Source organism: Cupriavidus sp. 21MJTG02-4 (genome assembly GCF_057798975.1).
The window spans coordinates 1-25,894 of the sequence record NZ_JBYOJP010000015.1 but is presented as its reverse complement, the minus strand read 5'-3'; the positions used below and the strand labels follow the sequence as shown (position 1 = coordinate 25,894).

Genomic DNA, 25,894 nt, shown 5'->3' with positions numbered 1-25,894 from the left:
AGGCTTACTGGAGCTTCTTGGCCTTCTCGAAGGCTTCGTCGATCGAGCCGACCATGTAGAACGCCTGCTCGGGCAGGTGGTCGCACTCGCCATCCACCAGCATCTTGAAACCACGGATGGTTTCCTTCAGCGGCACGTACTTGCCCGGCGAACCCGTGAACACTTCGGCCACGTGGAACGGCTGCGACAGGAAACGCTGGATCTTACGCGCGCGGTTCACGGCCATCTTGTCTTCCGGCGACAGTTCGTCCATGCCCAGAATCGCGATGATGTCGCGCAGTTCCTTGTAACGCTGCAGCGTCTGCTGCACGGCACGCGCGACGGCGTAGTGCTCCTGACCAACCACTTGCGGGTCCATCTGGCGCGAGGTCGAGTCAAGCGGATCCACTGCGGGGTAGATACCCAGAGCGGCGATGTCACGCGACAGCACCAGGGTCGAGTCCAGGTGCAGGAAGGTGGTAGCCGGCGACGGGTCGGTCAAGTCATCCGCAGGCACGTACACGGCCTGGATCGACGTGATCGAGCCAGTCTTGGTCGACGTAATACGCTCCTGCAGCTTGCCCATTTCTTCAGCCAGCGTCGGCTGGTAGCCCACGGCGGAAGGCATACGGCCCAGCAGTGCCGACACTTCGGTACCGGCCAGCGTGTAGCGGTAGATGTTGTCGACGAAGAACAGGATGTCACGGCCTTCGTCGCGGAACTTCTCGGCCATGGTCAGGCCGGAAAGTGCCACGCGCAGACGGTTGCCCGGCGGCTCGTTCATCTGGCCGAACACCATGGCCACCTTGTCGAGAACGTTCGAGTCCTTCATTTCGTGGTAGAAGTCGTTCCCTTCACGGGTACGCTCGCCCACGCCGGCGAACACCGACAGACCGCTGTGCTGCTTGGCGATATTGTTGATGAGCTCCATCATGTTGACGGTCTTGCCCACGCCAGCACCACCGAACAGGCCAACCTTGCCGCCCTTTGCGAACGGGCAGATCAGGTCGATCACCTTGATGCCGGTTTCCAGCAGGTCGGTCGAAGGCGACAGCTCGTCGAACTTCGGTGCCTTCTGGTGAATCGCGCGGCGCTCGTTCGAATCGATCGGGCCAGCTTCGTCGATGGGGCGACCCAGCACGTCCATGATGCGGCCCAGGGTGCCCTGACCCACCGGCACCGAGATCGGCGCGCCGGTGTTCTTCACCGGCATGCCGCGGCGCAGGCCGTCCGACGAACCGAGCGCAATGGTACGCACCACGCCGTCACCCAGCTGCTGCTGGACTTCGAACGTCAGGCCCTTCTCGGCGAACGACGTTTCGCCGCTGTCTTCCAGCACCAGCGCGTCGTACACCTTCGGCATTGCGTCGCGCGGGAACTCGATGTCCACCACGGCGCCAATGCACTGCACAATATTTCCGATACTCATTTCGTATCTCCGATAGCTTGAATTCTTGACGCCTCAGACCGCTGCTGCACCGCTGACGATCTCTGACAATTCCTTGGTGATCGCTGCCTGCCGGGTCTTGTTGTAGTCCAGCTGCAGTTCGCCGATCACGTTCTTGGCATTGTCGGATGCCGCCTTCATGGCCACCATGCGCGCCGATTGCTCGGACGCCATGTTCTCGGCCACGGCCTGGTACACCAGCGCTTCCACGTAGCGGACCAACAGCTCTTCCACCACGGTCTGCGCGTCAGGTTCGTAGATGTAGTCCCACGAGTAGGCGCGCTTCTCTTCTTCGGTCTGCGACAGCTTGTCGGCGGCGAGCGGCAACAGCTGCTCGACCATCGGCTCCTGCTTCATCGTATTGATGAACTTGGTGTACGCGATGTACACCGCATCGACTTCACCATTGGTGAATGCGTCGAGCTGGACCTTGATCGCGCCGATCAGCTTTTCCAGGTGCGGGGTGTCGCCGAGCTGCACCACATTCGAGGCCACCTTGGCGCCGATGCGGCTCAGGAACTGCATGCCCTTGCCACCGATGGCAGTTGCTTGCACATCCACGCCGCGGCCTTGCAGGCTCTTCAGCTCGTTGGTCACCGCGCGCAGCACGTTCGTGTTCAGACCGCCGCACAGCCCCTTGTCGGTCGTGACCACGATCATGCCGACGCGCTTGACTTCGCGCTCCTGCATGAACGGGTGCTTGAACTCGGGGTTGGCCGAAGCCAGGTGCGCCGCGATGTTGCGCACTTTCTCGGCATAGGGACGGGCATTGCGCATCCGTTCCTGCGCCTTGCGCATCTTGGACGCGGCGACCATCTCCATCGCCTTGGTGATCTTGCGCGTGTTCTGCACGCTCTTGATCTTGGTTCGAATTTCTTTCGTTCCGGCCATATCTTCCTCTCCGTCCGAACCAGCGCCGCGCCGGCGTTAGCCAGGCGCGGCGGCGGTATCGGAGAATTGCGCGGTTAGAACGCGGCGGACTTCTTGAAATCCTCGATCGCGGCACGCAGAGCGGGCTCATCTTCCTTCGAGAGCACCTTGGTGTCTTCGATACGGTTGATGAGGTCGGCGTACTTGGTCTTCAGATGGTCGTGCAGGCCCTTCTCGAACGCGAGAATGTCCTTCACTTCCACGTTGTCGAGGAAGCCGTTGTTGGCGGCGAACAGCGAAGCGGCCAGTTGCCACACTTGCTGCGGCTGGTATTGCGCCTGCTTCAGCAGTTCGGTCACGCGGCGGCCGCGCTCCAGCTGCTTGCGGGTGGCGTCGTCCAGGTCCGAAGCGAACTGCGCGAACGCAGCCAGTTCACGGTACTGGGCCAGGTCGGTACGGATACCGCCGGACAGGTTCTTCACCACCTTGGTCTGTGCAGCACCACCCACGCGCGACACCGAGATACCGGCGTTAATGGCGGGACGGACACCGGCGTTGAACAGGTCGGTTTCCAGGAAGATCTGACCGTCGGTAATCGAGATCACGTTGGTCGGCACGAACGCGGACACGTCGCCGGCCTGCGTTTCGATGATCGGCAGTGCGGTCAGCGAACCGGTCTTGCCCTTGACAGCGCCGTTGGTGAACTTCTCGACGTAGTCTTCGTTCACGCGTGCGGCACGCTCCAGCAGGCGCGAGTGCAGGTAGAACACGTCGCCCGGGTAGGCTTCGCGGCCCGGCGGACGGCGCAGCAGCAGCGACACCTGGCGGTAGGCCCAGGCTTGCTTGGTCAGGTCGTCATAAACGATCAGCGCGTCTTCGCCGCGGTCGCGGAAGTACTCGCCCATCGTGCAACCGGCGTAGGCAGCCAGGTACTGCATGGCGGCCGAATCCGAAGCGGCGGCGGCCACGACGACGGTGTATTCCATCGCGCCGTGCTCTTCCAGCTTGCGCACCACGTTGGCGATCGTCGAAGCCTTCTGGCCGATTGCCACGTACACGCAGAAGACGCCCTTGCCCTTCTGGTTGATGATGGCGTCGACAGCCACGGCGGTCTTGCCGGTCTGGCGGTCGCCAATGATCAGCTCGCGCTGGCCACGGCCGATCGGCACCATCGCGTCGATCGACTTCAGGCCGGTCTGCACCGGCTGGCTCACCGACTGACGCGCGATCACGCCCGGCGCGACCTTTTCGATCACGTCGGTTTCCTTCGCGTTGATCGGGCCCTTGCCATCGATCGGCTGGCCCAGCGTGTTGACCACGCGGCCCAGCAGTTCCTTGCCAACGGGCACTTCCAGAATGCGGCCGGTGCACTTGACCGTATCGCCTTCCGAAATGTGTTCGTAGTCGCCCAGCACCACGGCGCCGACCGAGTCGCGCTCGAGGTTCAGCGCGAGGCCGAAGGTGTTGCCCGGGAATTCCAGCATCTCGCCCTGCATCACGCCAGACAGGCCGTGCACGCGGCAGATACCATCGGTCACGGAAATTACCGTGCCGGTGTTGCGCACTTCAGCGTCAGCGCCAAGACCCGAGATGCGGGACTTGATCAGCTCGCTGATTTCTGAGGGGTTCAGTTGCATCACAATGCTCCTAATTCTTCAATCCGACGGACGGCCGATCAGACGGCGGTCAGCGCGGTTTGCATGGCAGCCAGGCGCGCACGCACGGAGGTGTCGAGCACTTCGTCGCCGACCTTGACGCTCACGCCGCCGATCAGGGACGGGTCTACCGCCACCTTTGCGTGCAGCTTGCGGCCGAACTTGCGTTCGAGCGCAGCGATCAGGTCGTTCAGTGGTTGACCATCCAGCGGGAATGCACTGGTGATCTCGACGTCCGACGAGCCTTCGCGGGCGTTCTTGAGCGCATGGAACTGCTCGGCGATTTCCGGCATCACCGTCAGGCGGTTGTTGTCCACCAGCAGCTTGACGAAGCGTCGTGCTTCGTCATTCACCGGGGACTTCACCACCGACAGGAACAGTTCGGCCAGCTTGTCGCCGGGAACGTTCGGATCGTCGGCGAGCGCCTTCATGTCGGGGTTGGCGGCGATATGCCCCATCTCCGACACCAGCTCGGACCATGCACCCAGATTGCCGGCTTCGCTGGCGACGCGGAACAGCGCCTCAGCGTAGGGACGGGCAATGGTTGCGGTTTCGGCCATGATTAGAGCTCAGCTTTGAGTTGATTGAGCAGGTCGGTATGGACCTGCGCGTTCACTTCGCGCTTGAGGATCTGCTCGGCACCCTTGACTGCCAGCACGGCAACCTGGTCGCGCAGGTCTTCACGTGCGCGGGTCACTTGCTGCTCTGCCTCGGCCTTGGCCTGGGCGATGATGCGTGCGGCTTCCGCCTGGGCGTTTTGCTTGATCTCGTCCGCCGTCAGCTGGGCGCGCTTCTCGGCGTCAGCGACGCGTTGAGCACCCTCGGTGCGGGCTTCGGCCATAGCCTGGTCCACACGCTTGTTGGCGAGTTCAAGCTCGGCCTTGCCCTTCTCGGCAGCGGCGAGGCCATCGGCGATCTTCTTTGCGCGTTCGTCGAGCGCCTTCACCAGCGGCGGCCAAATGAATTTGGCAACAACCCACCACAGGATGAAGAACACGACCATCTGCGCAAAAAACGTTGCGTTCAGATTCATGGTGTGTTCCTTTCGGTAATCAAACTACAGATAAATGCACAAAAGGCGGCGAGGCTGATGGCCTGCGCCGCCCGTCAGCATCATGCAGACCGAAAAGAAATTACTGAATGACAGCCAGCAGCGGGTTGGCGAAGGCGAACAGCATTGCAACACCCACGCCGATCAGGAATGCCGCGTCGATCAGGCCAGCCAGCAGGAACATCTTGGTTTGCAGCGGGTTCATCAGTTCAGGCTGACGTGCGCACGCTTCGATGTACTTGCCACCCATCAGGGCGATACCCAGGCAGGCGCCGATAGCGCCCAGACCGATGATGATGCCGATACCGATGGCGGTCAGACCCTGGATGTTGGCGAGAAATGCTTGCATGATGACTCCTTTAATTTAGAGAGACTTAGAACCAAAAAACCAAAAAACCAAAAACCTAAAATCTTTGCCGATCAGTGGTGATCGTGAGCCTGGCCGATGTACACCAGCGTCAGCATCATGAAAATGAATGCCTGGAGCAGAACGATCAGGATGTGGAAGATCGCCCAGACCGTGCCGGCAACGACGTGGCCGACGAAGCCCAGCGCCGACAGGTCGGCACTGAACGTCCAGATGGAACCCAGCAGCGCGATCAGCAGGAACACCAGTTCGCCGGCGTACATGTTGCCGAACAACCGCATGCCCAGCGACACGGCCTTGGCCAGGAATTCGATGATGTTCAGGATCAGGTTGAACGGAGCCAGGTACCACTTGGCGCCGAACGGGGCCGAGAACAGTTCGTGCATGAAGCCGCCTGTGCCCTTGATCTTGAAGCTGTAATAGATCATCAGCACCAGCACCGAGCACGACATGCCCAGCGTACCGTTCAGGTCAGCCGTGGCCACTGCGCGGTGGTGCGGAAGGTGGATGTGGAAAATGCCCAGGAAATTGTTCAGGCCGGTGACCCAGTCGACCGGAATCAGGTCGATCGCGTTCATCATGGTGATCCAGCAGAACACCATCAGCGCCAGCGGAGCAATCCACGAACGGTCGCCGTGAATGATGCCCTTGGCCTGGTCATCGACCATCTCGACGATCATCTCGACGAAGGCCTGGAAGCGTCCCGGCACGCCAGCGTGAACCCGACGCGCGGCGATCAGCAGGAAGATCACGGCGATGGCGCCGCACAGCACGGACCAGAACACCGTGTCATAGTTGAGCACGGAGAAATCGACCACCGACGCCTGCTTGCCGCCGACCGAATTCAAGTTCTGCAAGTGTTCGGCGATATAGCCGGAGGGTGTCAGCGCGTGTTCGGCGCCTTGGATAGCTTCTGACATGTCGAAACGAACGGTATATTGCGAAATCGTTGAGCCGGCACCCTCGCATTGGCGGGCAGCCGGTACGCGTCTTGCATTGCCTTCGGCCATCGTGGCCGGTCACCGCCATGCAAGCGGGTCAAACTTTGTCGGTGCAGGGTTTCACCACTATGAAACCCTGCACCGAGGATCTTGATATTCCGTTTTGGTGCCCCACTTCTGCGTGAAGCACACACTTCGTGCGGCTGGCCTGCTGTTACTGCTTACCGAAGCGCCATCGCCACCACCCAATACGTCTTGAGCGCAAGCAGGAACGTGACAAGCAGCGGCACCCAGCGCAGATCGCGGTACAGCACCACCACCAGCACCAGCAGCGCGACGGTGGCGAACACCTTGATCGCCTCGCCCATCACCAGCCCGCCGACCGAGGCCCGCTCGCGCGACATCCACAGCCGCAACGCAAAGAACCCGCTCGGGATGAAACACACGGCGCCACCAAACAACGCAGACCAGCCATACGGCCCTGCCTGCTTGCCGAACAGCGCCCAGCACAATGCCGACAGCAGGGTCACAATCACCTGCGCCAGCACGATCCTGCCGGGTGTCATGCGCGAGGGGCGCAACGCGCGTTCGCCGAACAGCGTTACCGCGTCGTCGTGTGACAGCGGATCGACAGCTTCTTCTTCCCGTTCTGCGTCAAAATCCCAATCATCACTGCGGGGGTTTACCTGACGCGAATCGTTTTGCTGCTGTCGGTCTCTTACCACTACCTGCCTGCCTCATCCGGGCCGGAACTTTTCGGCCCGACCAGAATTCAAACCGCGCAATTTTAAGGGGAAATACTGAGTCGCGTCAATGTGCTTACAGTTCGCTTGCAGTGGCAAACTGCACAACGGTTGCTATCACGATTGCATGATGGCTTCGTTGAAATTGCGCAGCAACGACGCTTGACGTAATTGGATTGCGCAACTCGCGTGACGCATGATGGAGGATTCACGACTGTCCGGCGCATTGACCGAACATCGGATAGTTAACTGCTGCGTGAATGCAACAGTGACTCTTTAATTGGCCGTTTATCGCGCAGCTTTTCAGGCTACGCGTTTGCTTTCGTCTGCATCACGCAGGCGCGCGAGCACGCCATCCAGCGCTTCGTTGTTGGTGAAGTGAATGGTGAGCTGGCCCTTGCCCCGCACGCCGAGCTTGATCTGCACCGCCAGTCCCAGCGCATCAGACAATTCCTCTTCAAGCCGCGCCACATCGCGCATGCCGTTGCCGGTCTTGTGCTTGAGCGACTTCAGTTCGAACGGCTTGAGCGTGGATGCCACCAGCTTCTCGGTCTCGCGCACCGACAGCCGCTTGTTGATGATCTGGTTGGCCAGCGTGATCTGGTTCGCGCCATCGACGGCCAGCAGCGCGCGTGCGTGTCCCATGTCGAGATCGCCCGCCATCAGCATGGTCTGTACCGGCGCGGCCAGGTTCAGCAGGCGCAGCAGATTGGAAACCGCGCTGCGCGAGCGCCCTACCGACTCCGCTGCCTGTTCATGCGTAAAGCGGAATTCGCGGATCAAGCGCATGATGCCTTGCGCTTCTTCCAGCGGATTCAAATCTTCCCGCTGGATGTTCTCGATCAGCGCCATCGCCGCGGCGGCTTCGTCGGCGACGTCCTTCACCAGCACCGGCACCTTGTCGAGTCCCGCGATGCGCGACGCCCGGAAGCGGCGCTCGCCCGCAATAATCTCGTAGCGATCCGGCTCGGCCACGCGTCGCACCAGGATCGGCTGCATCAGCCCTTGCGCGCGGATGCTGGCAGCCAACTCCTGCAATGCGCCCTCATCCATGCGCGTGCGCGGCTGGTACTTGCCCGGTTGAAGCTGGTCCAGGCGCAGCACGGAGGGCGCGCCCTCCTGCTTCGCGGTCTCGACGATCTCGGCCGGACCTCCCAGCAGCGCTTCGAGGCCGCGGCCCAGTCCCTTCTTCTTCACGGTGCTCATGGTCACTGTCCTTGCATGGCGGTGGCAGCTTCCGGCGCCGACAGCTGCCTGACACGGGCGATCATCTCGGCGCCGAAGTCGAGATAAGCCTTGGCACCCTTCGACGACGGGTCGAAGGCAACGCCCGGCATGCCATAAGACGGCGCTTCGGCCAGGCGTACATTGCGCGGGATCAGGGTCTTGAAGACCTTGTCGCCAAAATGCGATTCCAGCTGTGCCGACACTTGCTGCTGCAGCGTCACGCGCGGATCGAACATGACGCGCAGCAGGCCAATCACCTTCAGCTCCCGGTTCAGGTTCGCATGCACCTGCTTGATGGTGTTGACCAGGTCGGACAAGCCTTCGAGCGCGAAGTACTCGCACTGCATCGGCACGATGACCCCATGCGCCGCGCACAGGCCGTTCAGCGTCAGCAGCGACAACGACGGCGGGCAGTCGATCAGCACGAAGTCATATTCATCGTCGACCTCGGCAATGGCCTGCTTGAGCCGGCGCTCGCGCTGGTCCAGCTCGACAAGTTCGACTTCCGCGCCGGCCAGCTCGCGATTGGCCGGCAGCACGTCGTACTTGCCGGTTTCCGAACGCTGGCGCGCCTGCGCTACGGAAGCCAGTCCGACCAACACCTGGTACACGCTGTGTTCCAGCGACTGCTTGTCGATGCCCGAGCCCATCGAGGCATTGCCCTGCGGATCCAGGTCGACCAGCAGCACGCGCTGGCCCTGCGCAGCCAGTCCCGCGGCAAGGTTCACCGTCGTGGTGGTCTTGCCCACCCCGCCCTTCTGGTTCGCGATCACGAATACCTTGGCCATATGCTTCTGAGGTTCCCGATTGAATTCTTCATCCGTCCGCGCCCGCTGGCCCGTCCGGTTCGCGGCGCGAACGCCGTCAATATCATTTGCGCGACAACAGCACCAGGTGGCGCTCGGCATCCAGCCCGGGCACTGCCAGTCTTCGCACTTCCTCCACCTGCCACGCCGCCATCAGGCCAGCCGCTTCCATGCGGTCCAGTTCAGCCTGTGGATACACGCCCTTCATCGCGATCATCCGGCCTTCCGGCGCCAGCAGATGGCCGGACAGGGTGACAAAGTCCGTCAGCTCGGCGAATGCGCGTGATGTAATCACCGCAAATTTATCCGCATCTTCCAGCTTCTCGACCGGGCCCCAGTGTGCCGCCGCATTCGGCAGGCTCAGCTGGGCGCGGCATTGTGTCAGGAAGGCGGTTTTCTTCTGCACGATGTCGACCATCAGCACCGAGACATCCGGGCAGGAAATCGCCAGCGGCAGGCCAGGCATGCCGCCGCCCGAACCCACGTCGAGCACCCTGCCCCGCGCAGCCCCTGCTACCGCCGGCGCGCGTGCGGCATCCGCCAGCGCCGGGATAGCCGCGAGCGAATCCAGCAGATGATGCGTCAGCATTTCATCGGGATGGCGGATCGCGGTGAGGTTGTAGACGCCGTTCCACTTGCGCAGCAGGGCGAGGTAGGCGAACAGCGTCTCGATGCGATCCGGCGGCAGGTCCAGGCCGATCTCGTTCAAGCCGGCCTCCAGGCGACGACGCTGGGCCGCGTCGTCGATCACGGTGTGTCGTTGGCCCGCCACTCAGGCTGCCTCTTGCGAGTTGCTGGAACGGGTACGCCCCAGCCCCTTCTTCTTCAGGTGTACCAACAGCAGCGAGATGGCTGCCGGGGTCACACCCGAAATACGCGAGGCCTGCCCCAGCGTTTCGGGCCGGTGCTGGTTCAGCTTCTGGCTGACCTCGAAGCCCAGTCCGCGCACTTCGGTGTAGTCGAGCCCCTCCGGCAAACGTGTCGACTCATTGGCTTCGAGCTTGTCCACTTCCGCCGCCTGGCGGGTGATATAGCCGTGGTACTTGATGCCAATCTCGATCTGTTCGCGGATCTGGTCCACCAGCAGCGGATCCTCGTCGAGCGGCGCCTCGGGTGCGTGGCGACCGCCCTGCAGGGCCATCAGGCCGTCGTAGCGGACTTCCGGGCGGCGCAGCAGATCGGCCAGGCTGTACTCGCGCTCGATGGGCTTGCCCAGCAGTGGCACGGCTTCTTCCGCCGGGAGGATGGTTGGATTGACCCACGTGCTCTTCAGTCGCTCTGTTTCACGTGAAACAGCATCGCGCTTGCGATTGAACGCGTCCCAGCGGACGTCATCGACCACGCCGAGTTCGCGGCCGACCTCGGTCAGGCGCATATCGGCGTTGTCTTCACGCAGGCTCAGGCGGAATTCGGCACGGCTGGTAAACATCCGGTAAGGCTCGGTCACGCCGCGCGTGATCAGGTCATCGACGAGCACCCCAAGGTAGGCTTGGTCGCGGCGCGGCGTCCAGGCATCGCGCTCGCGCACGTAGCAGCCGGCGTTGATGCCGGCGAGCAGGCCCTGCGCGGCAGCCTCTTCATAGCCGGTCGTCCCATTGATCTGGCCGGCAAAGAACAGCCCTCCGATCGCCTTGCTTTCCAGCGAAGCTTTGAGCGCACGCGGATCGAAGTAGTCGTATTCGATGGCATAGCCGGGACGCATGATGTGCGCATTCTCCAGGCCACGGATCGAATGCACCAACTCCAGCTGTACGTCGAATGGCAGGCTCGTGGAGATGCCGTTCGGGTAGAACTCGTTGGTGGTCAGCCCTTCCGGTTCCAGAAAGATCTGGTGGCTGTCCTTGCTGGCAAACCGATGGATCTTGTCCTCGATGCTCGGGCAGTAACGCGGCCCTACCCCTTCGATCACGCCGGTGTACATCGGCGAGCGGTCGAGCCCACCACGGATGATGTCGTGGGTACGGCTGTTGGTATGGCTGATCCAGCACGGGAGTTGCTGCGGGTGGTGCTCCGGGCGGCCAAGGAACGAGAACACCGGCACCGGGTCAAGATCGCCCGGCTGCTCCTCCATCACCGAAAAGTCGATGGTCCGCCCATCGATACGCGGCGGCGTACCGGTCTTCAGGCGGCCCTGCGGCAGCTTAAGCTCCTTGAGCCGCGCCGAGAGCGACACCGAGGCGGGATCGCCCGCGCGGCCACCCGTGTAGTTATCCAGGCCAACGTGGATCTTGCCGTCCAGGAAGGTGCCAGCCGTCAGCACCACCGCACGGGCGTGGAAAGCGATGCCAACTTGCGTTACCGCGCCGACCACCCGATCCCCCTCCACCAGCAGGTCATCCACGGCCTGCTGGAACAGCATCAGGTTCGGCTGGTTCTCCAGCCGGGTGCGGATCGCCTTGCGGTACAGCACGCGGTCGGCCTGCGCACGCGTCGCGCGCACAGCCGGGCCTTTGCTGGAATTGAGAATGCGGAACTGGATCCCCGACTCGTCCGTCGCGGCAGCCATGGCGCCGCCCATTGCGTCCACTTCCTTGACCAGATGCCCCTTGCCAATGCCGCCGATCGACGGATTGCAGCTCATCTGCCCAAGCGTTTCGATGTTATGGGTCAACAGGAGGGTCTGGCAGCCCATCCGGGCAGCTGCCAGGGCAGCTTCCGTGCCGGCGTGACCACCACCGACGACGATGACATCGAATTCTTTTGGGTAAAGCATGGGACACCTCCTCCGGGAGGCTGACGGGAACAATCGGGATGTCGAATTATAGCGGCAATCGCCTGACGGCTTTTTGAGGGTTACAGTGTTTCACGTGAAACATGGTGTGGAGATTACACGGGTGTTTCACGTGGAACACAGTGGGCGAAGGCTTGTGGTTGGCGCCCGACCATTTCCCCTCCTCCAAACAAAAAGGGCCGAACCCAAATTGGTCCGGCCCACGTGTTCCACGTGAAACACACTCAAACCTGCTGCCTCACATAAGCAGCAACCCGCTGCGTCAGCGAAGCGAGATTCCGCTGCAGCGTACCAAATCCCTCGTTCCGCTCCCGGGTCCGCTCATCCATATAAAGCGGACGCCGGATCTCGATCTGGAGGCTATTACGCCGTTCAGCGGGGCGCCCGATCTGGGCGATCAGCTGCACGCCCTTGTACGGGTCATTGCGCGCGACGGTGTACCCCATCTCCCGCAATTCCGCCTCCACCAGATCCACCAGCCCCGGCTCGCACGTGCTGCCGTCCCGATCCCCGAGCACGAAATCCGCCAACGGGTGCGGACTCTGGATCCGGAGCCGCTCATAGGCGTTGTTCGGCATGGAGTGCAGGTTCAGGTGCCAGACCGCACCGAAGCGCCGGTAGGCGTCCTCTACTGCCGCGGAAAGCGCCGTATGGTATGGCCGGTAATAGCCATCGATACGCGCCTGCACTTCGGCGACGGACAGCTTGCGGTCATAGATCGGCGTGGCCGCATCCATGTTTCGCCAGATCAGCCCGAATCCCAGCCGGGTCTTCTCCCCCGGCGCCAGCGGCGTAGGCCAGGGGCCATCCAGCAGCTCCGGATCGATGTCGTCCAGCATCCGGTTCGGATCGATGTAGACGCGGGGAAAGGTTGCTGCGAGCAGCGTGCCGCCGACGCCGGGCACGCTGTCCCATAGTGCATCGATGTGTGTATCTTCGCCGCCGCGCAAGCGCTCGGCCGGCACCGCGGCGCCGAAGTCCGTCGGATACACCGTGCCGCTATGCGGCGAATCGCACACCAGCGGCAAGGCATCCACTTCGGGAAGCGCCAGCGTAAACGGCGCACCGGCCATGGCTTTGACAGCTTCGCTCATACGTCAATCCAGCTTGATGTTTGCCGTCCTGGCCACGCGCGCATACCGGGCCATGGCCTGCTGGATCTGCACCTTGAACTGGTCAGGCGTGGTTGGCACCAGCGTGCCGCCCGACTCTTCCACCTTGCGCTTGAACTCGGGGTTCTGCATGGCCTTGTGGATGGCCTGGTTCAGGCGCATGACCACTGCCGACGGCGTACCCGCCGGGGCGACGATGCCAAACCAGCCGCCCTCCCCCATGTCCTTGTAGCCCAGCTCCGCATAAGTGGGTACGCCTGGCAGTTGCGGTGAGCGGTTCGCCCCCAGCACGGCCAGCGCACGCAGCCGGCCCGATTTCACGTGAGGCAGCGTGGACGACAGGTTGTCGGTAATGGCATTCACCTGTCCGGCCACGGCATCGTTGAGCGCCAGGCCGGCGCCCTTGTACGGCACATGGAGCAGCTCGATGTGGGCCAGCATCATGAAGTTCTCGATATTCACATGACCCAGCGAGCCTGCGCCCGGCGAGGCGAAGGTGTACTTGCCCGGGTTGGCCTTGGCCAGCGCGATGAACTCCTGCATGGTCTTGGCCGGCACGCTCGGGTGCACCGCGAAGACGCTGGGAATCGCCACCACGTTCGTGACCGGCGCAAAGTCCTTGATCGGGTCGTACTTCAGCTTCGGATAGACCGCCGGGTTGGAACCGTGCGTGCTGACCGTCGCCATGCCGATGGTGTAGCCATCCGGGTCCGACTTGGCGACCTGCTCCATGCCGACCGAGCCCCCTGCCCCGCCCTTGTTCTCGACCACGATGGGCTGGCCAAGCTCGCGCCCTGCGAACTCCGCAACCAGGCGCGCCGACAGGTCGGTCGATCCACCGGCCGCAAACGGCACGACCAGGCGGATGGGCCGGTTGGGATAGGCGGCCTGCGCGAACGCGCCGCCGGCAAAGGTCAGCGCTGCGGCAGCCGCGGTGCCTGACAGCAACAGCTGGCGGCGCGACATCCTGGCTCGGGTCATTGGGCTTTCTCCTGTTCTTTTGTGATGAATAGCCGCCGAGTGTCAGGCGTTTACCGACCCGAGGCAAACGACTATATTGCACCTTCGCATTACCAAAGATCATTCTCCACTGGCCTGCCCCATGCGGTTGCATTCCCCTTCGATGTCCGAGTTGCACGCCTTCGTCGCCGCCGCGCGCCTGGGCAGCTTCACGCGCGCCGCCGAGACGCTGTGCGTGACACAAGGGGCGGTGAGCCGGGCCATCGCCAGGCTGGAAGAACACTTCGGCCAGCCGCTGGTCCAGCGCAATGCACACCGGCTAATGCTCACGGGCGCCGGGCAACAATTGCTGGAGGCCGTTGCGGATCCGCTCGCCGCCATCGAAAGCGCGAGTGCGGCGCTGCGTGCTGGCGACCGCAGCCACCATCTCACCCTGTCGGCGGTTCCGACGCTTGCCAGTGTCTGGCTGGTACCCCGGCTGCCCGATTTCCACAAGCGGCATCCGGACATACGGCTCGATTTCGTACCGTACCGCCGCGACGAGGATTTCTCTGGTTCCGCGCCCGATGCAGCGCTGCTCGCCGGCGAGCCCGGGAAATGGCCCGGCTTGCAGGTGGACTACATAGTGGGGCGCGAAATGGTGCCGATCTGCCACCCCGACCGCGAGCGCCAGCGGCGCGCGGCCGGGCGGTGGCGCGAGCCGGCCGAACTCATGGAAGAGCCCCTGCTCTACCACACCACTGCCCCCGCCAACTGGGTGAACTGGCTAGAAGCCGCGGGCGTACCCAGTGCTGCGCCAAAGCTGTCGTCGGGCTTCGATCAGGTCTCGATCCTGATCCAGGCGGTGCGCGCCGACATGGGGGTCGCCGTGCTGCAGCGCTGCCTGCTGCACGATGAGCTGGCTGCCGGCCGAGTAGTAGCGCCCTTCGATCTTCCGATCCGCCTACAGCGCGGCTATTTCCTTTGCGCGCCAAGGGAACGACGCGATCATCCGGCCCTCCGGTGCTTTCGCGAATGGCTGCTCGAAACCGCTGCGCGGGCTGCGGCGGAGTATGTCAGCGATAATCATTCGCCAGATAAATAATTAGTCTCGCTCTAGATTATTAACAATTCTTCCTACGGATGAATTTCTGATGGTCCTCAGTCAATTATTATTTCGAGGAATTTTTAGCTGTACAAATACAAATACGACATCCATCCCACGCATACTCACGGGCAAAGCAGGCAGTTAGACGGCCCATATATCTACACGACAAATGAAAAGGCCCGCCGAAGCGGGCCTGACTATTCATCAATCCACTAAGCGCGCACTTCACGCCGCCTTCTTCGCCAGCCCCAGATAGGTTTCGATCACCTTTGGATTGCTGGCCAGCTCCGCCGCTGGTCCCTCCATCGCCATATCGCCTGTCTCGATGACATAGCCGTAGTCCGCAACCTGCAGCGCCGCGCGCGCGTTCTGTTCGATCAGCAGTGTCGCCACGCCGGTCTGGCGCAGGTTGCTGATGATGTGGAAGATCTCCTTCACGATCAGCGGCGCCAGACCGAGGCTCGGCTCATCGAGCATCAGCAGTTGCGGCTTGGCCATGAGCGCGCGGCCCACGGCGAGCATCTGGCGCTCGCCGCCGGACAGCGTGCCGGCGTCCTGCCGCGCGCGCTCGCGCAGGCGCGGAAACAGGTTGTAGACCACGTCCATCTGATCCAGGTAGTTTTTCTCGCCGGCGCGCTTGCGGCGGAAGGCGCCAAGCTGCAGGTTGTCCTCGACCGTCATCGACGCGAACAGCTCGCGCTTCTCCGGCACCAGGCACATGCCGCGCGCCACGCGTCCTTCCACCGGGATCCCGGCCATGTCGTGGCCGAGATAGCTGACCGTGCCGCTGGCCGAGCCACTGACCGGCAGCGCGCCCATGATCGCGTTCAGCGTGGTCGACTTGCCGGCGCCGTTGGGGCCGATCACGGTCACGATCTTGCCGGCCTCTACCTTCAGGCTCACGCCGTGCACCGCTTCCACCTTGCCGTAGCGGACGTGGAGGTCCTTCACTTCGAGGATCGGGCTCATCTTGCGTTCCTTGTCCACACCATCACTCCACCCATCACTCCACGCCACCGAGATAGGCCTCGAGCACGGCCGGGTTCTTCTGCACATCCTCGGGCACGCCCTCGGCAATGCGCGTGCCGAATTCCATCACGACCAGGCGGTCGGTCAGGTTCATGACGAAGTCCATGTCGTGCTCCACCAGCAGCACGCTCATGCCTTCCGCCCTGAGCTTGCGCAGCAATTCGGCCAGCGCCTGCTTCTCCTTGTAGCGCAGGCCCGCGGCGGGCTCGTCAAGCAGCAGCAGGGCCGGGTCGCAGCACAGCGCACGCGCGATCTCCAGGATGCGCTGCTGGCCCAGCGCGAGGCTGCCCGCCTCCATGTACATGCAGTCGGCCAGACCCACGCGCTCGAGCTGGCGCCGTGCCTCGAACAGCAGCTTGTCTTCCTCTGCGCGGTTCATGCGCAGCATCGCCGCGGATACACCGCCCTGCGCGTGGAAGTCGCCGCGCAGGTGCGCACCGATCGCCACGTTCTCGAGCACGGTCATGGTCGGCAGCAGGTGCACATGCTGGAACGTGCGGCCGATGCCGCGCTTCACGATCTCGCGCGAAGGCAGGCCCGATATCACTTCACCGCGATAGCGGACTTCGCCGCGCGTCACGGGCAGCACGCCTGTCACCAGGTTGAACGTCGTCGACTTGCCGGCACCATTCGGACCGATCAACCCAACGATCTCTCCGGCCCGCACCTGGAAGCTCACGTCGTTCACCGCCACCAGTCCGCCGAACTGCTTGCGCGCGGCACGCACGTCGAGGATCAGATCGCCGGCCTCTGGCTTCTGCCGGACCGGCAGCGCATCGGCGGCGTCGGGTGCCTGCACCGGCGGCCCCGACGGAAACAGCCGGCGCAAGAACGGCCACAGGCCATCGCGCGCATGTTGCAGCAGCAGCACGAGCAGCACGCCGAACACGATGATCTCGAAGTTGCCATTCGCGCCGAGCAGCTTCGGCAGCAGCCCCTGCAGCGTGTCCTTCAGGATCGTGAGCAGGCCCGCGCCAAGCACCGCGCCCCACACGTGGCCCACGCCACCGACCACGGCCATGAACAGGTACTCGATGCCGTAGTTCAGGCCGAACGGCGTCGGGTTCACCGCGCGCTGCAGGTGCGCATAGAGGAAGCCCGAGATGCACGCCAGCACTGCCGCCACGACGAACACCACGACTTTCATCCACGCGGTGTTGACGCCCATCGCCTCGGCCATCACGCCACCGCCCTTGAGCGCGCGCATCGCACGGCCCGGCCGCGAGTTCAGCAGGTTCTGCACGGCCAGCACGGCGAGCAGCACCACGATCCAGATCAGGTAGAACATCGAACGGCCCGACTGCAGTTCGACGCCGAACAACGACAGCACCGGAATGCCGTTGAGCCCGTCGTACTTGCCCAGGAACTCCAGGTTGCCGAACAGGAAAAACAGCGACAGGCACCACGCAATGGTGGCGAGCGGCAGGTAGTGGCCGGACATGCGCATCGTGATCAGGCCGATCACGTAGGCGCAGGCCATCGTGATCACCAGGCCCACCAGCAGCCCGAACCACGGCGACAACCCGAACTGCGTGGTCAGGTACGCCGTGCTGTAGGCCCCGAGCCCGACGAACGCCGCCTGCCCGAACGAGGTCATGCCGCCCACGCCCGTCAGCAGCACGAGGCCGATCGCCACGATGCTGTACAGCCCGATGTAATTGCCCAGCGTGATCCAGAACTCCGGCGTCGGCAGCACCGGCAGCAAGGCCAGCACCACGATGAACAGCAGCGTCAGCACGCGGTTGCGCTGCAGCCCGGCACGGTTGGCGCTGCGTTCGCCACCCACGGCGGCCTGCTTGTCAGTCAGCATCGTCATGGCTTACTCCTCTTCTTCGACGTGCTTGCTCGTCAGCGAGCGCCACAGCAACACCGGAATGATCAGCGTAAAGACAATGACCTCCTTGAACGCGCTGGCCCAGAAGGACGAATACGATTCCAGCAGCCCCACCAGCAGCGCACCCAGTGCTGCGATCGGGTAGCTCACCAGGCCGCCGACGATCGCGCCGACAAAACCCTTCAGGCCCACCAGGAAGCCCGACTCGTAGTACACGGTGGTCAGCGGCGCGATCAGGATGCCGCACAGCGCGCCCATGGCCGCGGCCAGCGTAAACGACAGCCGCCCCGCCTGCGTCGTGCCGATGCCGACCAGCCGCGCGCCGAGCCGGTTCACCGCCGTCGCGCGCAGCGCCTTGCCTTGCAGCGTGCGCTCGAAATAGAAATACAGCGCGCCGATCAGCAGCGCCGACATGCCCACGACCCACAGGCTCTGGCCGGAGACCGTGAGACTGCCCACTTCGAAGCGCGCATCGGAGAAGGCCTCGGTGCGCGAACCCTCGGCGCCGAACATCACCAGCCCGAGCCCGACCAGCGCAAAATGCACGCCGACCGAGACGATCAGCAGCACCAGCGTGCTGGCCTCGGCCAGCGGCTGGTAGGCCAGGCGATACAGCATCGGCCCCATCGGAATGATCACCAGCAGCGTCAGCGCAATCTGCGCCAGCATCGGCAATGGCTGCACACCGTATTGCTGCACCAGCAGGTGCACAGCCAACGGAAACACAAGATACTTCCCGGCCAGCACGCCGAGCCTGCGCCCAAGCGTGCGGCGCAGTTCCGCGCTGCGCAGCACGGTCACGGTCTCATACACGAAGGTCAGCACGCCCATGGCCAGCAGCAGCCAGCTCGTCTGCGGCGCGTGCCCGCCCTGCATGGCCGCCAGCGTCAGCGCGCCATAGGCCACGAACTCCCCTTGCGGGATGAAGATGACGCGGGTCACCGAAAACACCAGCACCAGTGCCAGCGCCAGCAGCGCGTAGATCGCGCCTGAGGTGATGCCGTCCTGCGCCAGGATGGCGGCAATCGAAAGGTCCATTGTCTCCCCGTGTTGTGGAATGACCTGCCTGCAAGCCAAGGGGCGGACAGGGCGCGAACAGTCGCTGGATTGCACTGTGTGCGCTGGGATTACGGAATAGTAAACGGGTTGCTTATTGCGGAAATACAGGGCAACCCTAAGACGATGGCGAGCGCGAAAAAAGAAAGCGCATGGGGTTCACCATGCGCCTTCCTGTTTTACACGTCCAGCCACCGCCAGCGGCTTATTTGGTCAGCAGCTTCCACTTGCCGTCGACGATCTGCACCATCACGCGCGAGCGCTGGTCGAAGCCGAGGTGGTCGGTCGGACTCATGTTCATGATGCCGTGCGATACCGGCAGGTTCCTGGTCTGCTCCATGGCGTCGCGCAGCGCCTTGCGGAATTCCTTCGTGCCCGGCTGGCCCTTCTTCAGCGCCTCCGGAATCGCATGCTGCAGGATCAGGCCCGCATCCCACGCATGGCCGCCGAAGGTCGACACCTGGCCGCCAAAAGCCTTCTCGTAGGCGGTCTTGTAGGTCATGGCCGGCTTCTTGACGGGGTTGCTGTCAGGCAGCTGGTCGGCCACCAGCAGCGGGCCGGCCGGCAGGAGGGTGCCTTCGCAGTCCTTGCCGCACACGCGCAGGAAGTCGGGGTTGGCCACGCCGTGGGTCTGGTAGATCTTGCCCTTGTAGCCGCGCTCCTTGAGCGCCTTTTGCGGCAACGCCGCGGGCGTACCCGAACCAGCGATCAGCACGGCGTCGGGATTGCTGCCCAGCATCTTCAGGACCTGGCCGGTCACCGAGGTATCGGTGCGCGCGAAGCGCTCGTTGGCGACGACCTTGATCTTGCGCATGTCGGCCACCTTGGCGAACTCCTGCGCCCAGCTGTCCCCATAGGCATCCGCGAAGCCGATGAAAGCCACCGTCTTCACGTTGTTGTTGGTCATGTGCTCGGCAATGGCCGTGGCCATGTGCGAGTCATTCTGAGGCGTCTTGAAGACCCAGGCGCGCTTGGCATCCATGGGCTCGATGATGCGGGCCGAGGCTGCCATCGTGATCATCGGCGTCTCGTTCTCGGCCACGATGTCGACCATCGCCAGCGAGTTCGGCGTGACGGTGGAACCCACCACCACGTCGACCTTGTCCTCGCTGATCAGCTTGCGCGTGTTCTTGACGGCCGTGGTGGTGTCGGAGGCGTCGTCCAGGACGATGTATTCGATCTTCTTGCCCGCGATTTCCTTGGGCATCAGCGTGAAGGTGTTCTTTTCCGGGATGCCCAGCGACGCCGCCGGCCCCGTCGCCGACACCGTGACCCCGACCTTGACCTGTGCGCTGGCCGTGCCGGCAACCAGGGCCGCGGCAGCGATGGCCAGCAGGCTGGCGCGCTTGAAGTTCATCTTGTCTCCTTCGGTTCCTGAAACGGAAAGGCATCCGAACGGCCCCGGCCGCCGGATGCCTCCAGTTCTTTTTCGACCGCTCGGGTCGCCACAGGCACATCGCTGGCACCTGCGTACTGCCAGGAAGGAGATGACTCCTTCCGTCTTTCCCGTCCGCACCACTTCCCCGGAAATGCCGCGGCCATTTCGCCACCATTCCCCGACCGTGCGGTCGGGAATGCGTATCGAGTCTAACACAGCGAGTTTTCGCGGCCAGCCGGATTAACCCGCATCACATGACGGCGGCGTCAGCGGAAAAACGCGTCCCAGGCCGTCTTCAGGATCAGCGCGCTCACCACCACGATGAACACCTTGCGCACGAAGCCGCTGCCGTGGCGCAGCGCCAGCCGGCTGCCCACCTGGCTGCCGGCGACATTCGCAACGGCCATGACCAGGCCGAGCTGCCACCAGATATGGCCCTTGCTGGCCAGCAGCAGCAGCGCCGCCAGGTTGGTGGCCATGTTCACGACCTTGGTCGACGCCGAGGCGTGCAGGAAGTCGTAGCCGAACACGCGCACGAACACGATCATCAGGAAGCTGCCGGTGCCCGGCCCGAACACGCCGTCATAGAAGCCGATTACCGCACCCGCCAGCAGCGCCGCCACGCGTTCGCGCGTGCCGCTGAGCGAAGGCGCGTGCTCGGTGCCCAGATCCTTCTTCGCCACGGTATAGACGAGCAGCGACACCAGCACGAACGGCAGCGCCTTGCGCAATGGCTCGGCGGGAATCATGGTCAGCGCCCAGGCGCCGGCCATCGAGAACAGGAAGGCCGCCACCACGGCTGGCGCCGTTGCGGCCCAGTAGATGCGCACGCTGCGCCCGTAGCGGATCGCCGCATTGGCCGTGCCGGCGACCGAGGCCACCTTGTTGGTGCCCAGCAGCGTAGCCGGCGCCATCCCGGGAAAGGCCGAAAACAGCGCCGGAATCTGGACCAGGCCACCGCCACCGGCCACCGCGTCGATCAGGCCGGCGAGAAAGGCGGCAAGCGCCAGTAATGCGAACTCCATGATTGCAGGAAGAAAGGAATAATAAGGAGGAGAGGATCGGAGGACAGCGAGCGGCGCGCCCGGCACTCAGCCGAGCGTCTTGGGCGCCGGCACTACCATGCGGTGCCAGAGCCCGCTGTGGTGCCGCGCGAATCCCGTTGGCACCTCCGCGGCCAGACCGGGGGCCAGCAGGAGATGCCGGATGCCATGGGCGCGGCACCAATCGGCCAGCGTGGCCAGACACGCCATAAGGCAGCCAGAACCGGACGCCGCCGCGTCCGATGGCCACCACTCCGTCGCGCACGCCACAAGGCCGCCGAACTCAAGGCTGGGAACCAGCGCTACGGGCAGACAGGCAGCGATGTCGTGTTCATGCATTGCCAGCAGGCATGCACCCTGCCCGGACTGTGCGAGGAGCCCTTCCAGCACCAGCCGCCGTGCGCGGGCGGCCGGCACCGGCAACGGCATGGCGGCCTGCAGCCAGGCGTCGAGCGCCGGCGCGTCGGCACCGACGCCAAGGCGTACCTGGTGCTGCGGGAAAGATTCGGAACTGGGGGGAAAGACGGGCTGGGACGGCATGGCGGCTCTGAAGCAAGCCCGCATTGTCGCATGTGACCCGGAGCGGAGTTATGCCAAGGCGGCATCAACGCTCCCAAACGGTGCGGGTGATGCGAAAGTCACCCTGAAATGAAAAAAGCGTTGCCGAGGATCACCCGGCAACGCCCTTTATTTATAACGCTGCTACCCGACACCGGGTGCGCGCCTGTCGTCTCCTCGCTTCCGCCTCCATCTAACCTGCGAAAACCGTGTGTGAAATGTAACGAAGCGGTGCAGATGGAACAAGCTAGAACAAACCCTAGCCCCAATTCCGGGCATGTCGACCGTTCATCACTCGTGCTTGCGGCTGAACAGGGCGTTGAGCTCGCCCATGATGCCGCGGCGGAAGGTCAGGACGCAGATGACGAAGATCGCGCCGATCACCATGGTCACCGACTCGCCCAGCGAGTTGAACCAGTCAATGCCCGTGACCGAGGCCAGGAAGGCGCCGATGTCGCCGAGCTTGTTCTCCAGCGCCACCACCACGAAGGCGCCGACAATCGGACCCGACAAGGTGCCCAGGCCGCCTACCAGCGTCATCAGGATCACCGAGCCCGACATCGACCAGTGCACGTCGGTCAGCGTCTCGAAGCCCAGCACCAGCGCCTTGATCGAACCGGCCAGTCCGGACAGTGCCGCTGACAGCACAAAGGCGGTCAGCTTGAAGCGGTCGACGTCATAGCCAAGCGAGATCGCGCGCGGCTCGTTCTCCTTGATCGCCTTCAGGATCTGCCCGAACGGCGAGTGCACGGTACGCACGATCAGCGCAAAGGCCGCAACGATGATCACCAGCGCCACGTAGTACAGCGTCAGGTCGTCCGCCAGCGACAACACGCCGAACAGCTTGCCGCGCGGGATGCCCTGCAGGCCATCCTCGCCACCCGTGAACGGCGCTTGCAGGCAGATAAAGAACAGCATCTGCGCGAGCGCCAGCGTGATCATCGAGAAGTAGATGCCCTGGCGGCGGATGGCCAGCGAGCCGACCACGTAGCCAATCAGTGCCCCGCCGGCGGTGCCCAGGAGCAGTCCGATCTCGGGCGTCACGCCCCACAGCTTCATGGCCTCGCCCGAGATATAGCCGGCGCCGCCGAAGAACGCCGCGTGGCCGAACGACAGCAGACCGGTATAGCCGATCAGCAGGTTGAACGCGCACGCGAACAGGGCAAAGCACAGCACCTTGAGCACGAACACCGGATAGGCCCCGGCCATCGGCGCCGCCACCAGTGCCAGCAGCAGCAATCCATACAACACTTTCTTCTGCACGCCCTGGCCCTCTCTGGCCTGTCCGGCCTTGATCGTCACGCTCGATTCTGCACGCATCACTTCTCCCTCCCGAACAGTCCGGCCGGACGCAGCAGCAGCACGATCACCATGATGAAGAACACCACGGTCGACGATGCTTCAGGATAGAACACCTTGGTCAGCCCTTCGATCACGCCCAGCCCCAGGCCGGTCAGGATCGAACCCATGATCGAACCCATGCCGCCGATCACCACCACGGCGAACACGATGATGATCAGGTTCTGCCCCATCAGCGGCGAGATCTGGATCACCGGCGCCGCCAGCACGCCCGCAAACGCGGCCAGCGCCACGCCGAAGCCGTAGGTCAGCGTCACCATCAGCGGCACGTTGACGCCGAAGGCCTCCACCATCTTGGGGTTTTCGGTGCCGGCGCGCAGGTAGGCGCCAAGCTTGGTCTTCTCGATCACGTACCAGGTGACGAAGCACACCGTCAACGAAGCCAGCACCACCCAGGCCCGGTAGTTGGGCAGGATCATGAAGCCGAGGTCCGTGGCACCCTGCAGGGCGTCGGGCGTCTGGTAAGGCAGCCCCGACACGCCGTAGATCGAACGGAAGATGCCTTCGATCACCAGCGTGATGCCCAGTGTCAGCAGCAGGCCGTAGATATGGTCCAGCTTGTAGATCCAGCGCAGCATGGTCTTTTCGATGACCACGCCCAGCACCGCGACCACCAGCGGGGACAGGACCAGCATGACCCAGTAGTTGAGCCCGGCATACTCCATGCCCATCCAGGCCAGCACCGCGCCGAGCATGAACAGCGCGCCGTGCGCGAAATTGATGACGTTGAGCAGGCCGAAGATTACCGCCAGGCCAAGGCTCAGCATCGCATAGAAGGCGCCATTGACCAGGCCCAGCAGGAGCTGGGACAGCATGGCGGGAAGGGGAATTCCGAAGATGTCCATAGGCATCCGTTGCTGGCTGTACCTCCCCTCCCCCGCGTGCGGCGGAGGGGAGCAAACCGGCAGGCTCTCGCTGGCTGCGGAAGCCCGCCAACCTTCTTACTTCTTAAGCAGCGCGCACTTCGACTCGGCCACCGTCGTGAAGGCCTGATCGCCCGGGATGGTCGTCACGATTTTCATGTAGTCCCACGGCTTCTTCGATTCGGCCGCTGTCTTCACCTGCATCAGGTACATGTCGTGGATATTGCGGCCATCGGCGCGGATATAGCTGCCCTTGGTGTAGAAGTCGCTGATCTTCATCTTCTTCAGCTCGGCCATGACCTTTTCCGGATCGTCGGTCTTGGCGGCTTCCACGGCCTTCAGGTACGTGCTGATCGCGGAGTAGTCGGCGGCCTGCAGGCTGCTCGGCATCTTCTTCATCTTGCCGAAGAAGCGGTTCGCGAACTTGCGCGTATCGTCGTTCATGTCCCAGTACCAGCTGTCGGTCATCAGCAGGCCTTCGGTGTTCTTCAGGCCCAGCGAATGGACGTCGTTGATGAACATCAGCAGGCCGGCGATCTTCATGGTCTTGGTGATGCCGAATTCCTTGGCCGCCTTGATCGCGTTGATGGTGTCGCCACCCGCATTGGCCAGGCCCAGGATGTCGGCCTTCGAGGCCTGCGCCTGCAGCAGGAACGACGAGAAGTCCGACGCCGACAGCGGATGGCGCACCGAACCCACCACCGTGCCGCCGTTGGCCTTCACCACCGCGGCGGTATCGTTCTCGAGCGAGTGGCCGAAGGCATAGTCGGCGGTCAGGAAGAACCACTTCTTGCCGCCCTGCTTGACCACCGCGCTGCCGGTGCCCTTGGCCAGCGCCACCGTGTCATAGGCGTAGTGCACCGTGTACGGCGTGCATTCCTCGTTGGTCAGGCGGGCCGTGCCCGCGCCCACGTTGAAATACACGCGCTTCTTTTCCTGCGCCACCTTGTTCATGGCCAGGCCGGTCGCGGAGTTGGTGCCGCCGAGCAGCATGTCCAGTCCCTGCTGGTCCATCCATTCACGCGCTTTCGACGCGGCGATGTCGGCCTTGTTCTGGTGATCGGCCGAGACCAGTTCGATCGGCTTCCCGAGCACCTTGCCACCATGGTCCTCGATGGCCATCTTGACCGCTTCGAGGCCGCCGGGGCCGTCGATGTCGGCATACAGGCCAGACATGTCGGTGATGTAGCCGATCTTGACGGTGTCGCCCGATACCTGCGCGGCGGCGTTGAACGAAACAGCACCCATGACGATTGCCGCCATCGCGGCAGCGAGCCGAGTCTTCCTCATTGCGTTGTCTCCTGTGTTTTGGCGCGGCGCGCGCCACCCGTTCCTGCAAACAGCCGATCCGGCAATCCGTGCAACGGACGCGCCGATCAGACCCCAAGCAATTCGTTCAGCACCGGCATCTTTGCCTGCAGTTCGCCGGCCACGAAGCGCTCGACGATGCTGCCGTGCTCCATCACATAGAAGCGGTCGGCCAGCGGCGCGGCGAAGCGGAAGTTCTGTTCCACCATCACCACCGTGTAGCCCTTCTTCTTGAGCATCAGAATCATGCGCGCGAGCGCCTGCACGATCACCGGCGCCAGGCCCTCCGAGATCTCGTCGAGCAGCAGCAGGTTCGCGCCGGTACGCAAGATACGCCCGACCGCCAGCATCTGCTGCTCGCCCCCCGACAGGCGCGTGCCCTGGCTCTGGCGGCGCTCCTTCAGGTTGGGGAACATGTCGTAGATCTCGGCCTCGCTCATGCCCTCGCCTTGGCCCTTCAATTGCGGGGGCAGCAGCAAGTTCTCCTCGC

Annotated in this window: 25 protein-coding genes; 1 reads left to right on the top strand and 24 read right to left on the bottom strand. The window is 63.5% G+C overall.

Going from position 1 to position 25,894, the window contains the following annotated elements:
- Positions 1 to 4 precede the first annotated feature (4 nt).
- The 14 genes from atpD to AC3FKH_RS25425 form a co-directional block, all read right to left on the bottom strand.
- Complete coding sequence (atpD, locus tag AC3FKH_RS25490; RefSeq protein WP_488678510.1) at positions 5 to 1,408, bottom strand: F0F1 ATP synthase subunit beta; 1,404 nt, start codon at positions 1,406 to 1,408, stop codon at positions 5 to 7.
- A gap of 33 nt (positions 1,409 to 1,441) precedes the next feature.
- Positions 1,442 to 2,317 (bottom strand): F0F1 ATP synthase subunit gamma, encoded by an 876-nt coding sequence (gene atpG / locus AC3FKH_RS25485; RefSeq protein ID WP_114131724.1) that lies wholly within the window; start codon positions 2,315 to 2,317, stop codon positions 1,442 to 1,444.
- Between the two features lie 74 nt (positions 2,318 to 2,391).
- A complete protein-coding gene (atpA, locus tag AC3FKH_RS25480; protein WP_488678509.1) occupies positions 2,392 to 3,933 on the bottom strand; it encodes a F0F1 ATP synthase subunit alpha in 1,542 nt (513 codons plus the stop codon).
- 38 nt (positions 3,934 to 3,971) lie between these two features.
- The gene (locus tag AC3FKH_RS25475; RefSeq protein ID WP_488678508.1) at positions 3,972 to 4,511 is read right to left on the bottom strand and encodes a F0F1 ATP synthase subunit delta; all 540 of its coding nucleotides are present in this window, start codon (positions 4,509 to 4,511) and stop codon (positions 3,972 to 3,974) included.
- Positions 4,512 to 4,513: 2 nt separating this feature from the next.
- Positions 4,514 to 4,984 (bottom strand): F0F1 ATP synthase subunit B, encoded by a 471-nt coding sequence (locus AC3FKH_RS25470; protein ID WP_483709837.1) that lies wholly within the window; start codon positions 4,982 to 4,984, stop codon positions 4,514 to 4,516.
- Between the two features lie 100 nt (positions 4,985 to 5,084).
- Positions 5,085 to 5,351: a F0F1 ATP synthase subunit C gene (gene atpE, locus AC3FKH_RS25465; protein ID WP_011299478.1), complete on the bottom strand. Its 267-nt coding sequence runs from the start codon at positions 5,349 to 5,351 to the stop codon at positions 5,085 to 5,087.
- 71 nt (positions 5,352 to 5,422) lie between these two features.
- The gene (gene atpB / locus AC3FKH_RS25460) at positions 5,423 to 6,289 is read right to left on the bottom strand and encodes a F0F1 ATP synthase subunit A (protein ID WP_488678507.1); all 867 of its coding nucleotides are present in this window, start codon (positions 6,287 to 6,289) and stop codon (positions 5,423 to 5,425) included.
- Positions 6,290 to 6,531: 242 nt separating this feature from the next.
- Complete coding sequence (locus tag AC3FKH_RS25455; protein WP_488678506.1) at positions 6,532 to 7,035, bottom strand: ATP synthase subunit I; 504 nt, start codon at positions 7,033 to 7,035, stop codon at positions 6,532 to 6,534.
- Positions 7,036 to 7,356: 321 nt separating this feature from the next.
- Complete coding sequence (locus AC3FKH_RS25450; protein WP_488678505.1) at positions 7,357 to 8,259, bottom strand: ParB/RepB/Spo0J family partition protein; 903 nt, start codon at positions 8,257 to 8,259, stop codon at positions 7,357 to 7,359.
- 2 nt (positions 8,260 to 8,261) lie between these two features.
- Complete coding sequence (locus tag AC3FKH_RS25445; RefSeq protein WP_483709843.1) at positions 8,262 to 9,068, bottom strand: ParA family protein; 807 nt, start codon at positions 9,066 to 9,068, stop codon at positions 8,262 to 8,264.
- 82 nt (positions 9,069 to 9,150) lie between these two features.
- Entirely contained in the window at positions 9,151 to 9,837 is a 687-nt protein-coding gene (gene rsmG / locus AC3FKH_RS25440; protein ID WP_488678504.1) for a 16S rRNA (guanine(527)-N(7))-methyltransferase RsmG, read from the bottom strand.
- Between the two features lie 21 nt (positions 9,838 to 9,858).
- Positions 9,859 to 11,799, bottom strand: coding sequence for a tRNA uridine-5-carboxymethylaminomethyl(34) synthesis enzyme MnmG (gene mnmG, locus AC3FKH_RS25435; protein WP_488678503.1), 1,941 nt, complete (start codon positions 11,797 to 11,799; stop codon positions 9,859 to 9,861).
- A 242-nt stretch (positions 11,800 to 12,041) separates the two neighbouring features.
- The gene (locus AC3FKH_RS25430; RefSeq protein WP_488678502.1) at positions 12,042 to 12,890 is read right to left on the bottom strand and encodes an N-formylglutamate amidohydrolase; all 849 of its coding nucleotides are present in this window, start codon (positions 12,888 to 12,890) and stop codon (positions 12,042 to 12,044) included.
- A gap of 24 nt (positions 12,891 to 12,914) precedes the next feature.
- The gene (locus AC3FKH_RS25425) at positions 12,915 to 13,910 is read right to left on the bottom strand and encodes a tripartite tricarboxylate transporter substrate binding protein BugE (protein WP_488678501.1); all 996 of its coding nucleotides are present in this window, start codon (positions 13,908 to 13,910) and stop codon (positions 12,915 to 12,917) included.
- 121 nt (positions 13,911 to 14,031) lie between these two features.
- On the opposite strand from AC3FKH_RS25425, the gene AC3FKH_RS25420 reads away from it, so the two are divergent.
- A complete protein-coding gene (locus AC3FKH_RS25420) occupies positions 14,032 to 14,973 on the top strand; it encodes a LysR substrate-binding domain-containing protein (protein WP_488678640.1) in 942 nt (313 codons plus the stop codon).
- A 228-nt stretch (positions 14,974 to 15,201) separates the two neighbouring features.
- On the opposite strand, the gene AC3FKH_RS25415 is transcribed toward AC3FKH_RS25420, so the two are convergent.
- The 10 genes from AC3FKH_RS25415 to AC3FKH_RS25370 form a co-directional block, all read right to left on the bottom strand.
- The gene (locus AC3FKH_RS25415) at positions 15,202 to 15,945 is read right to left on the bottom strand and encodes an ABC transporter ATP-binding protein (RefSeq protein WP_488678500.1); all 744 of its coding nucleotides are present in this window, start codon (positions 15,943 to 15,945) and stop codon (positions 15,202 to 15,204) included.
- Positions 15,946 to 15,979: 34 nt separating this feature from the next.
- Positions 15,980 to 17,821: a branched-chain amino acid ABC transporter ATP-binding protein/permease gene (locus AC3FKH_RS25410; RefSeq protein WP_488678499.1), complete on the bottom strand. Its 1,842-nt coding sequence runs from the start codon at positions 17,819 to 17,821 to the stop codon at positions 15,980 to 15,982.
- Positions 17,822 to 17,824: 3 nt separating this feature from the next.
- Complete coding sequence (locus tag AC3FKH_RS25405; RefSeq protein ID WP_488678498.1) at positions 17,825 to 18,877, bottom strand: branched-chain amino acid ABC transporter permease; 1,053 nt, start codon at positions 18,875 to 18,877, stop codon at positions 17,825 to 17,827.
- Between the two features lie 223 nt (positions 18,878 to 19,100).
- Entirely contained in the window at positions 19,101 to 20,252 is a 1,152-nt protein-coding gene (locus AC3FKH_RS25400) for an ABC transporter substrate-binding protein (RefSeq protein ID WP_488678497.1), read from the bottom strand.
- A 287-nt stretch (positions 20,253 to 20,539) separates the two neighbouring features.
- Positions 20,540 to 21,298 carry a sulfite exporter TauE/SafE family protein gene (locus AC3FKH_RS25395; RefSeq protein ID WP_483709858.1) on the bottom strand — a complete coding sequence of 253 codons (759 nt, stop codon included), beginning with the start codon at positions 21,296 to 21,298 and terminating at the stop codon, positions 20,540 to 20,542.
- A 66-nt stretch (positions 21,299 to 21,364) separates the two neighbouring features.
- Positions 21,365 to 21,856, bottom strand: coding sequence for a hypothetical protein (locus tag AC3FKH_RS25390; protein WP_488678496.1), 492 nt, complete (start codon positions 21,854 to 21,856; stop codon positions 21,365 to 21,367).
- Between the two features lie 309 nt (positions 21,857 to 22,165).
- On the bottom strand, positions 22,166 to 23,194 hold the full coding sequence (locus AC3FKH_RS25385; RefSeq protein WP_488678495.1) for a branched-chain amino acid ABC transporter permease: 1,029 nt from the start codon (positions 23,192 to 23,194) through the stop codon (positions 22,166 to 22,168).
- Positions 23,194 to 24,078 (bottom strand): branched-chain amino acid ABC transporter permease, encoded by an 885-nt coding sequence (locus tag AC3FKH_RS25380; RefSeq protein ID WP_483709862.1) that lies wholly within the window; start codon positions 24,076 to 24,078, stop codon positions 23,194 to 23,196. Before AC3FKH_RS25380 ends, AC3FKH_RS25385 begins: the two co-directional genes overlap by 1 nt.
- A gap of 96 nt (positions 24,079 to 24,174) precedes the next feature.
- The gene (locus tag AC3FKH_RS25375) at positions 24,175 to 25,386 is read right to left on the bottom strand and encodes an ABC transporter substrate-binding protein (protein WP_488678494.1); all 1,212 of its coding nucleotides are present in this window, start codon (positions 25,384 to 25,386) and stop codon (positions 24,175 to 24,177) included.
- Positions 25,387 to 25,472: 86 nt separating this feature from the next.
- The coding region (locus tag AC3FKH_RS25370) for an ATP-binding cassette domain-containing protein (RefSeq protein WP_488678493.1) at positions 25,473 to 25,894 on the bottom strand (422 nt) is incomplete at its 5' end.

Excerpts from the sequence above, each read along its gene's own strand:
- AC3FKH_RS25420 (WP_488678640.1), top strand. The coding sequence starts at position 14,032 with ATGCGGTTGCATTCCCCTTCGATGTCCGAGTTGCACGCCTTCGTCGCC.
- AC3FKH_RS25375 (WP_488678494.1), bottom strand. The coding sequence starts at position 25,386 with ATGAGGAAGACTCGGCTCGCTGCCGCGATGGCGGCAATCGTCATGGGT.
- mnmG (WP_488678503.1), bottom strand. The coding sequence starts at position 11,799 with ATGCTTTACCCAAAAGAATTCGATGTCATCGTCGTCGGTGGTGGTCAC.
- AC3FKH_RS25415 (WP_488678500.1), bottom strand. The coding sequence starts at position 15,945 with ATGAGCCCGATCCTCGAAGTGAAGGACCTCCACGTCCGCTACGGCAAG.
- AC3FKH_RS25410 (WP_488678499.1), bottom strand. The coding sequence starts at position 17,821 with ATGACGATGCTGACTGACAAGCAGGCCGCCGTGGGTGGCGAACGCAGC.
- AC3FKH_RS25405 (WP_488678498.1), bottom strand. The coding sequence starts at position 18,877 with ATGGACCTTTCGATTGCCGCCATCCTGGCGCAGGACGGCATCACCTCA.
- AC3FKH_RS25470 (WP_483709837.1), bottom strand. The coding sequence starts at position 4,984 with ATGAATCTGAACGCAACGTTTTTTGCGCAGATGGTCGTGTTCTTCATC.
- atpA (WP_488678509.1), bottom strand. The coding sequence starts at position 3,933 with ATGCAACTGAACCCCTCAGAAATCAGCGAGCTGATCAAGTCCCGCATC.
- AC3FKH_RS25380 (WP_483709862.1), bottom strand. The coding sequence starts at position 24,078 with ATGGACATCTTCGGAATTCCCCTTCCCGCCATGCTGTCCCAGCTCCTG.
- AC3FKH_RS25445 (WP_483709843.1), bottom strand. The coding sequence starts at position 9,068 with ATGGCCAAGGTATTCGTGATCGCGAACCAGAAGGGCGGGGTGGGCAAG.
- AC3FKH_RS25450 (WP_488678505.1), bottom strand. The coding sequence starts at position 8,259 with ATGAGCACCGTGAAGAAGAAGGGACTGGGCCGCGGCCTCGAAGCGCTG.
- AC3FKH_RS25385 (WP_488678495.1), bottom strand. The coding sequence starts at position 23,194 with ATGCGTGCAGAATCGAGCGTGACGATCAAGGCCGGACAGGCCAGAGAG.
- atpE (WP_011299478.1), bottom strand. The coding sequence starts at position 5,351 with ATGCAAGCATTTCTCGCCAACATCCAGGGTCTGACCGCCATCGGTATC.
- AC3FKH_RS25430 (WP_488678502.1), bottom strand. The coding sequence starts at position 12,890 with ATGGCCGGTGCGCCGTTTACGCTGGCGCTTCCCGAAGTGGATGCCTTG.
- AC3FKH_RS25395 (WP_483709858.1), bottom strand. The coding sequence starts at position 21,298 with ATGGAGTTCGCATTACTGGCGCTTGCCGCCTTTCTCGCCGGCCTGATC.
- atpD (WP_488678510.1), bottom strand. The coding sequence starts at position 1,408 with ATGAGTATCGGAAATATTGTGCAGTGCATTGGCGCCGTGGTGGACATC.
- AC3FKH_RS25425 (WP_488678501.1), bottom strand. The coding sequence starts at position 13,910 with ATGACCCGAGCCAGGATGTCGCGCCGCCAGCTGTTGCTGTCAGGCACC.
- AC3FKH_RS25475 (WP_488678508.1), bottom strand. The coding sequence starts at position 4,511 with ATGGCCGAAACCGCAACCATTGCCCGTCCCTACGCTGAGGCGCTGTTC.
- atpB (WP_488678507.1), bottom strand. The coding sequence starts at position 6,289 with ATGTCAGAAGCTATCCAAGGCGCCGAACACGCGCTGACACCCTCCGGC.
- AC3FKH_RS25390 (WP_488678496.1), bottom strand. The coding sequence starts at position 21,856 with ATGCCGTCCCAGCCCGTCTTTCCCCCCAGTTCCGAATCTTTCCCGCAG.
- AC3FKH_RS25400 (WP_488678497.1), bottom strand. The coding sequence starts at position 20,252 with ATGAACTTCAAGCGCGCCAGCCTGCTGGCCATCGCTGCCGCGGCCCTG.
- atpG (WP_114131724.1), bottom strand. The coding sequence starts at position 2,317 with ATGGCCGGAACGAAAGAAATTCGAACCAAGATCAAGAGCGTGCAGAAC.